7 protein-coding genes and 1 pseudogene are annotated in these 7,296 nt (G+C 58.4%); all 8 read right to left on the reverse strand.

Going from position 1 to position 7,296, the window contains the following annotated elements; all coding sequences use genetic code 11:
- Positions 1 to 126: 126 nt before the first annotated feature.
- Entirely contained in the window at positions 127 to 1,479 is a 1,353-nt protein-coding gene (gene rseP, locus ACIQV9_RS20265) for a sigma E protease regulator RseP (RefSeq protein WP_403104909.1), read from the reverse strand.
- Between the two features lie 53 nt (positions 1,480 to 1,532).
- Positions 1,533 to 2,723 (reverse strand): 1-deoxy-D-xylulose-5-phosphate reductoisomerase, encoded by a 1,191-nt coding sequence (ispC, locus tag ACIQV9_RS20270; protein WP_403104912.1) that lies wholly within the window; start codon positions 2,721 to 2,723, stop codon positions 1,533 to 1,535.
- Entirely contained in the window at positions 2,720 to 3,526 is an 807-nt protein-coding gene (locus ACIQV9_RS20275; RefSeq protein ID WP_403104915.1) for a phosphatidate cytidylyltransferase, read from the reverse strand. The genes ispC and ACIQV9_RS20275 overlap by 4 nt, the downstream gene beginning before the upstream one ends.
- Positions 3,526 to 4,281 (reverse strand): polyprenyl diphosphate synthase, encoded by a 756-nt coding sequence (gene uppS, locus ACIQV9_RS20280; protein WP_219096748.1) that lies wholly within the window; start codon positions 4,279 to 4,281, stop codon positions 3,526 to 3,528. Before uppS ends, ACIQV9_RS20275 begins: the two co-directional genes overlap by 1 nt.
- Positions 4,282 to 4,294: 13 nt before the next feature.
- Entirely contained in the window at positions 4,295 to 4,852 is a 558-nt protein-coding gene (gene frr, locus ACIQV9_RS20285) for a ribosome recycling factor (protein WP_403104918.1), read from the reverse strand.
- On the reverse strand, positions 4,849 to 5,592 hold the full coding sequence (pyrH, locus tag ACIQV9_RS20290; RefSeq protein ID WP_003172271.1) for a UMP kinase: 744 nt from the start codon (positions 5,590 to 5,592) through the stop codon (positions 4,849 to 4,851). The genes frr and pyrH overlap by 4 nt, the downstream gene beginning before the upstream one ends.
- Positions 5,593 to 5,800: 208 nt before the next feature.
- Positions 5,801 to 6,665, reverse strand: a pseudogene (gene tsf / locus ACIQV9_RS20295) (translation elongation factor Ts).
- Between the two features lie 190 nt (positions 6,666 to 6,855).
- A partial coding sequence (gene rpsB, locus ACIQV9_RS20300; RefSeq protein WP_403104921.1) for a 30S ribosomal protein S2 occupies positions 6,856 to 7,296 on the reverse strand: 441 nt, incomplete at its 5' end.

Below are 7,296 nucleotides of genomic sequence, written 5' to 3' on the forward strand. Positions count from 1 at the left end.
CTTCGGCGATCATCAATACGGTGAGAACCGCAGTTAGCAGCAGACTTTTCATGAAGTCCTTTCTTATTCCAACTGGCAATAAACAAACTGCCGCAAAATGCGGCAGATTCGCAATTCAGCGAAGTGTTACAGACGGCCCAAATCATTGACCAGAGCAAGCAACATCACCCCGACCACCAAACTGATACCGATCTGTATCCCCCAACCCTGCACCCGATCTGACAAGGGACGACCACGCGCCCACTCGATCAGATAAAACAACAAATGCCCCCCATCCAGTACAGGAATGGGCAACAAATTCAGAACCCCCAGGCTAATACTCAGATAAGCAAGGAAATTCAGGAAATCAGCGACACCCGACTGGGCAGAAGCGCCCGCCACTTTAGCAATGGTTATCGGTCCACTCAAGTTTTTTACCGAGAGCTCGCCGAACAACATTTTCTTGAGCGAATCGAGGGTCAGCACGCTCATGGTCCAGGTGCGTCGAGCACCCTCGCCAATTGCGGCCACCGGACCATAACTGACTTCGCGAATCATCTCTGGTGGCCAATCGACCGCTTTCACCCCTGCGCCCAGATAACCGGTGGGAGCCTTGCTCTCGCCGCGTGCGGCCAAGGTCACAGGGACGTCGATTTGAGCACCATCACGCTCAACGCGCAGCATGATTTTGGTATCCGGATGCATACGAACGGTGTCGACCACCTGCTGCCAGTCATCAAGTGACTTGCCATCAAGCGCCAACAGCCGATCACCGGTCTTCAGGCCCGCCGCCTTGGCCGGTCCTTTCGAATCAAGTTCAGCCAACACCGGCGGTAATGCCGGACGCCATGGACGAATACCCAACGAACGAATCGGATCCGGCTCGTCAGCGCCCTTGAGCCATTTATCCAGCATGAGCTCACGAGGAGAATCCGCCGTGGAGCCCTGCTCACGCACCAACAATTGTAGAGAACCGCTCTCGCCAAGACGACGGACCAGTTGCAGATTGACCGCGGCCCAGCCGGACGTCGGCTCGCCATCGATGGCAATAATTTCCTGACCCGCGCCCAGACCGGCCTTGGCGGCAATGCTGCCGGATTCGACCGCACCGATGACAGGCCGCACCTGCTCACTGCCGAGCATGGCCAGCACCCAGAAAAACACCATCGCCAATAGAAAGTTGGCAATCGGCCCGGCCGCCACGATGGCAATACGCTGACGGACCGATTTGCGATTGAAGGATTGATCGAGCTGATCGGCCGGTACGTCGCCTTCGCGCTCGTCGAGCATCTTCACATAGCCGCCCAACGGAATGGCAGCCACCACGAACTCAGTGCCTTTCTTGTCGTGCCAGCGCAGCAGCGGCATGCCGAAGCCTACGGAGAAACGCAGCACTTTGACCCCACAGCGACGTGCGACCCAGAAATGGCCGAATTCGTGGAAGGTGACCAGCACGCCCAATGCAATCAGGGTGCCGACAATCATATAGAGCGCGCTCATCTACTTTCTCCGCAATCCTATCCAGTGCCGCATGGGCCAACGTATTGCAGCACTTACCGCCCGTGACGGCTCAACCATTGCCCAGCCAGTACTCGCGCTTTCGCGTCGGCCGTAAACACCGCCTCGAGATCATCCACCGCAACGACCGGCTCGAGGCTTAACACTTCCTCGATGATACTCGCGATTTCCGGGTAGCGAACCCGCCCGTCGAGAAACGCCGCGACAGCCACTTCATTCGCCGCATTGAGCATGGCCGGCGCGCTATTGCCGGCTTCGGCGGCCTGACGCGCAAGGCGCAGGCAAGGGAAACGCTCCTCATCGGGGGCCTGGAAGTCCAGCCGCGCGATGGCAAACAGATCCAGCGGCGCCACACCCGAATCGATGCGCTCCGGCCAAGCCAGGGCGTTGGCGATCGGCGTGCGCATGTCCGGATTGCCTAACTGCGCCAGCACCGAGCCATCGATATAGTCGACCAGCGAATGAATCACGCTCTGAGGGTGAATCACCACTTCGACCTGGGATGGCTTGGCGTCGAACAGCCAGCAGGCTTCGATCAACTCGAGCCCTTTGTTCATCATGCTGGCCGAATCAACTGAAATCTTGCGACCCATGGACCAGTTCGGATGGGCACACGCCTGGTCAGGGGTAACATGCACCAGCTCAGCCATAGGCGTCTGTCGGAACGGACCGCCAGAGGCTGTCAGCAGAATCCGACGCACGCCGACCGCGCCAAGCCCGCGGGCGAAATCCTGCGGCATGCACTGAAAAATCGCGTTGTGCTCACTGTCGATCGGCAGCAGCACCGAACCGCTTTTGCGCACGGCCTGCATGAACAGCGCACCCGACATGACCAGCGCTTCTTTGTTGGCCAGCAGGATCTTCTTGCCCGCCTCGACCGCCGCCAGGGTTGGACGCAAGCCCGCCGCGCCCACGATGGCCGCCATGACCGCATCGACCTCAGGATCGGAAGCCACCTGACACAGGCCCTCCTCTCCCACCAACACGCGGGTCGACAGGCCTGCGGCACGCAAGTCGTCCTGCAAGGTCCGGGCAGCGCCCGCTTCTGGCACGACGGCAAACTTCGGCGTATGACGCACGCACAAAGCCAGCAGCTCACTCAGGCGAGTAAAACCGCTCAAGGCGAACACCTGATAACGCTCGGGATGGCGAGCGATCACGTCCAGGGTGCTCAGACCGATCGAGCCGGTCGCCCCCAGAACGGTAATCTGTTGTGGACGGCTCACGGTGCAGCCATCCACAACAGCACGGCAAATACGGGGATCGCAGCTGTAAGGCTGTCAATGCGATCCAGCACACCGCCATGCCCCGGCAGCAAATTACTGCTGTCCTTGATTCCGGATTGACGCTTGAACATGCTCTCGGTGAGGTCGCCCACGACCGAGATGAAGACGATCACTGCCGCACCGATCAGGCCCATCAGCATTTGCACGAAGCTCCAGTCGCGAACAAAGCCGACGATCGCCGTAATCACCAGACTCAGCAGCAAGCCGCCATACACGCCTTCCCAGCTCTTGCCAGGGCTGACCTGCGGCGCCAGCTTGCGCTTGCCAAAGGCCCGGCCGGAAAAGTACGCGCCGATATCGGCGCCCCAGACCAGCACCATTACCGCCATGATCAACCAGTTACCCAAGGGTTCCTGCTTGATCTGGACCAGACCCTGCCAGGCCGGCAGCAGAATCAGCAAACCGATCACCAGCTTGCAGGCGGCGCTGGACCAATGTTCGCTGGAACGCGGGTAAGTCAGCACCAGATACGTCGCCACGCCCCACCAGAGCACCGAAGCGCCCAATACCCAGGGCGCGAGCCCCGGCAGGATGTGCATGACAACCAGCATCAAGGCGACCACAACCGCGTAGGCCACGCGAATCGGCTGGGCTGTGAAGCCTGCCAGACGAGCCCACTCCCACGCACCGAGGGTCACGACCAGCCCGATGAACAGCGCAAAGCCTGTGCCTTCGAGCAGGAAAAACCCGCACAAAGCGATCGGCAGCAGGATCAGCGCGGTGATGATTCGTTGTTTGAGCATTAAACCCGGGCTCCAGCCTCGACCTGCTCGCTCGTTTTACCGAAGCGGCGCTGGCGAGAAGCGAAATCGGCCAGCGCGTTACGCATGGCGTCGTGTTTGAAGTCCGGCCAGAACAGGTCGGAGAAGTACAACTCGGCATAAGCCAGTTGCCAGAGCAGGAAGTTACTGATGCGGTGTTCGCCACCGGTGCGGATGCACAAGTCCGGCAACGGCAGATCGCCGGTGGCCAGACAGGTCTGCAACAGCTCCGGCGTGATGTCCTCCGGACGCAGATGCCCGGCCTGAACCTCCCGCGCCAGACGCTGCGCGGCTTGCGCGATGTCCCACTGACCGCCGTAGTTGGCGGCGATCTGCAAGACAAAGCGGTTGGCACCGGCGGTCATCGCCTCGGCTTCACGCATGGCGGCCTGAAGCTCGGGATGAAAGCGCGAACGATCACCGATGATGCGCAGACTGATGTTGTTGTCATTGAGGCGCTTGGCCTCACGACGCAACGCCTTGAAGAACAGATCCATCAAGGCACTGACTTCATCGGCCGGGCGCTGCCAGTTCTCACTGGAGAAGGCGAACAGGGTCAATACTTCGACCCCGGCCTCGGCACACACCTCTATCACTGCGCGAACCGCATCGACGCCCGCTTTATGCCCGGCGACACCCGGCATAAAGCGCTTTTTCGCCCAGCGATTATTACCGTCCATGATGATCGCGACATGGCGCGGCACCGCGGACGGCGCAGTCTGCTTAGTCTTTTCCATGAAAACGCGACCCTTATACGGCCATCAGGTCTTTTTCTTTCTGTGCCAGATTCGCGTCGATTTCAGCCACGTACTTCTTGGTCAAATCGTCGATCTCGCCAGTGGCGCGACGCTCTTCGTCTTCGCTGATTTCTTTTTCCTTGACCAGATCCTTCAGCGAGCTGTTGGCATCGCGACGGATGTTGCGCACCGCAACACGGGCATCTTCCGCGACGTCACGAGCCTGCTTGGTGAAGCCCTTGCGGGTTTCTTCGGTCAGGGCCGGCATGGAGATCAGCAGCAACTCACCCAAGTTGGTCGGGTTGAGGTTCAGGCCTGCACTGCCGATGGCCTTGTCGACGGCACCGAGCATGTTGCGCTCAAAGGCAACGACTTGCAGGGTACGGGCGTCTTTGACCGTGATGTTCGCCACCTGCTTGATCGGCGTGTCGGAACCGTAATACGGCACCATCACGCCTTCAAGAATGCTTGGGTGCGCCTGGCCGGTACGAATACGGCCGAAGTTGTGCGCCAGCGATTCCACGGATTTCTTCATGCGCTCTTGAGCGTCTTTCTTGATTTCATTGATCATTGTTGGCCTTCCTCGATCAGGGTCCCTTCAGCGCCGCCATGTACGATATTCAGCAGAGCGCCGGGCTTGTTCATGTTAAAGACGCGCAACGGCATCTTGTGGTCGCGGCACAGGCAAATGGCCGTCAGATCCATCACGCCCAGCTTGCGATCCAGCACTTCATCGTAAGTCAGATGATCGAACTTCTCGGCATGCGGGTCTTTGAATGGGTCAGCGGTATAGACGCCATCGACCTTGGTCGCCTTGAGCACGACATCGGCATCGATTTCGATTGCGCGCAGGCACGCAGCCGAATCCGTGGTGAAGAACGGATTACCGGTACCGGCCGCAAAGATCACCACTTCCTTGGCGTTCAGGTGACGCATGGCTTTGCGACGATCGTAGTGATCGGTCACGCCCACCATGGAAATGGCCGACATCACGATGGCCGAGATATTGGCACGTTCCAGCGCATCGCGCATGGCCAGGGCGTTCATCACAGTGGCCAGCATGCCCATGTGGTCGCCCGTTACCCGATCCATGCCGGCCGCGCTCAGCGCTGCACCACGGAACAGGTTGCCACCGCCGATCACCAGACCGACCTGAACACCGATGCCGACCAGTTGGCCGACTTCAAGCGCCATGCGATCCAGAACTTTCGGATCGATCCCGAACTCTTCCGAGCCCATCAGGGCCTCGCCGCTAAGCTTGAGTAGAATGCGTTTATAGCGAGCCTGATAACCACTGCCCTGCTGAGCCATTGCGAATCTCTCCTGCGGCGTATTTTAAAAATTCTTTGCGAGCTGTTTACAGCTGGCGTTCACTCTAGCTTGGCGCTGCTTCAGCGCCATCGGAACATGGCTTTGTAAGCCAGTTCCAAAGGGAAACCAATAAAAATTGGTGCCCCATCTGAAAAGAGGCTGCGCGCGTAAGCGGGCAGCCTCTTCAGGGCGACAGTTAAAAACCGTCTTATTGCTTGGCGGCAGCCAGCTGGGCAGCAACTTCTTCAGCGAAGTTGTCGACCGGCTTCTCGATGCCATCGCCTACTTTGAAGTAGGTGAAGGAAACGATTTCAGCACCGGCTTTCTTGGCCAGTTCGCCAACCTTGATTTCAGGGTTCTTGACGAACGCCTGCTCAACCAGGCTCGCTTCAGCCAGGAACTTGCTGATACGGCCTTTGACCATGTTTTCAACGATGTTTTCTGGCTTGCCAGCGATTTTGTCAGCGTTGAGGGTCAGGAACACGCCTTTCTCGCGCTCGACCGCTTCAGCGGACACTTCCGATGGCAGCAGGAATTCAGGGTTGGTCGCCGCTACGTGCATGGCGATGTCTTTGGCCAGCTCAACGCTGCCGCCTTTAAGGGCAACCACAACACCGATCTTGTTGCCGTGCAGGTAACCACCGACAACGTCACCTTCAACGCGAGCCAGGCGACGAATGTTGACGTTTTCGCCAACCTTGCCGACCAGAACCAGGCGATCGGCTTCTTGAGCAGCGATCAGCGGAGCAACGTCAGTCAGTTTGTCAGCGAACGCTTTTTCAACGCTGGAAGCGACAAATGCCTTGAAGTCATCCTGCAAAGCCAGGAAGTCGGTCTGCGAGTTCACTTCCAGCAGAACGGCGGATTTACCGTCTTCTTTAAGAGCGATAGCGCCTTCAGCAGCTACGTTGCCTGCTTTCTTGGCAGCCTTGATGGCGCCGGAAGCACGCATGTCATCAATGGCTTTTTTCGATGTCGCCGCCGGCCTTGGTCAAGGCCTTTTTGCAATCCATCATGCCTTCGCCGGTACGCTCACGCAGTTCTTTAACCAACGCTGCAGTAATCTCTGCCATTTCAAAATCCTCTTGGATAGGTTTTCAACCATTCCACCCGATCAAACGGGCGATCAATTCTTCCCGACCCCACTTGTTAGCGGCTGCACGTTACAAAGGCTGTAGCTGCGCTGCCCACAAACGGTTTTCGAGGTGGCAAAAAGGGGGCCAAGCCCCCTTTTTGCTTACTGAGTCAACGCCGGGGCGTCAATTACTCAGCTGCAGCCGCCGGAGCTTCTTCAACGAACTGCTCGGTGCCGCCAGCAACGTGGTTGCGACCGCGGATAACTGCGTCAGCCATCGAACCCATGTACAACTGGATAGCGCGGATTGCGTCATCGTTGCCTGGGATGATGTAGTCAACGCCTTCCGGGCTGCTGTTGGTATCGACTACGCCGATAACCGGGATGCCCAGCTTGTTGGCTTCGGTGATCGCGATGCGCTCGTGATCAACGTCGATAACGAACAGAGCGTCTGGCAGACCGCCCATGTCCTTGATACCACCCAGGGAACGATCCAGCTTCTCAAGATCGCGAGTGCGCATCAGCGCTTCTTTCTTGGTCAGCTTGGCGAAAGTACCGTCTTCGGCTTGCACTTCAAGGTCACGCAGACGCTTGATGGAAGCACGGATGGTTTTGAAGTTGGTCAGCAT

The organism is Pseudomonas sp. NPDC099000 (assembly GCF_044759925.1).
GTDB lineage: Bacteria > Pseudomonadota > Gammaproteobacteria > Pseudomonadales > Pseudomonadaceae > Aquipseudomonas.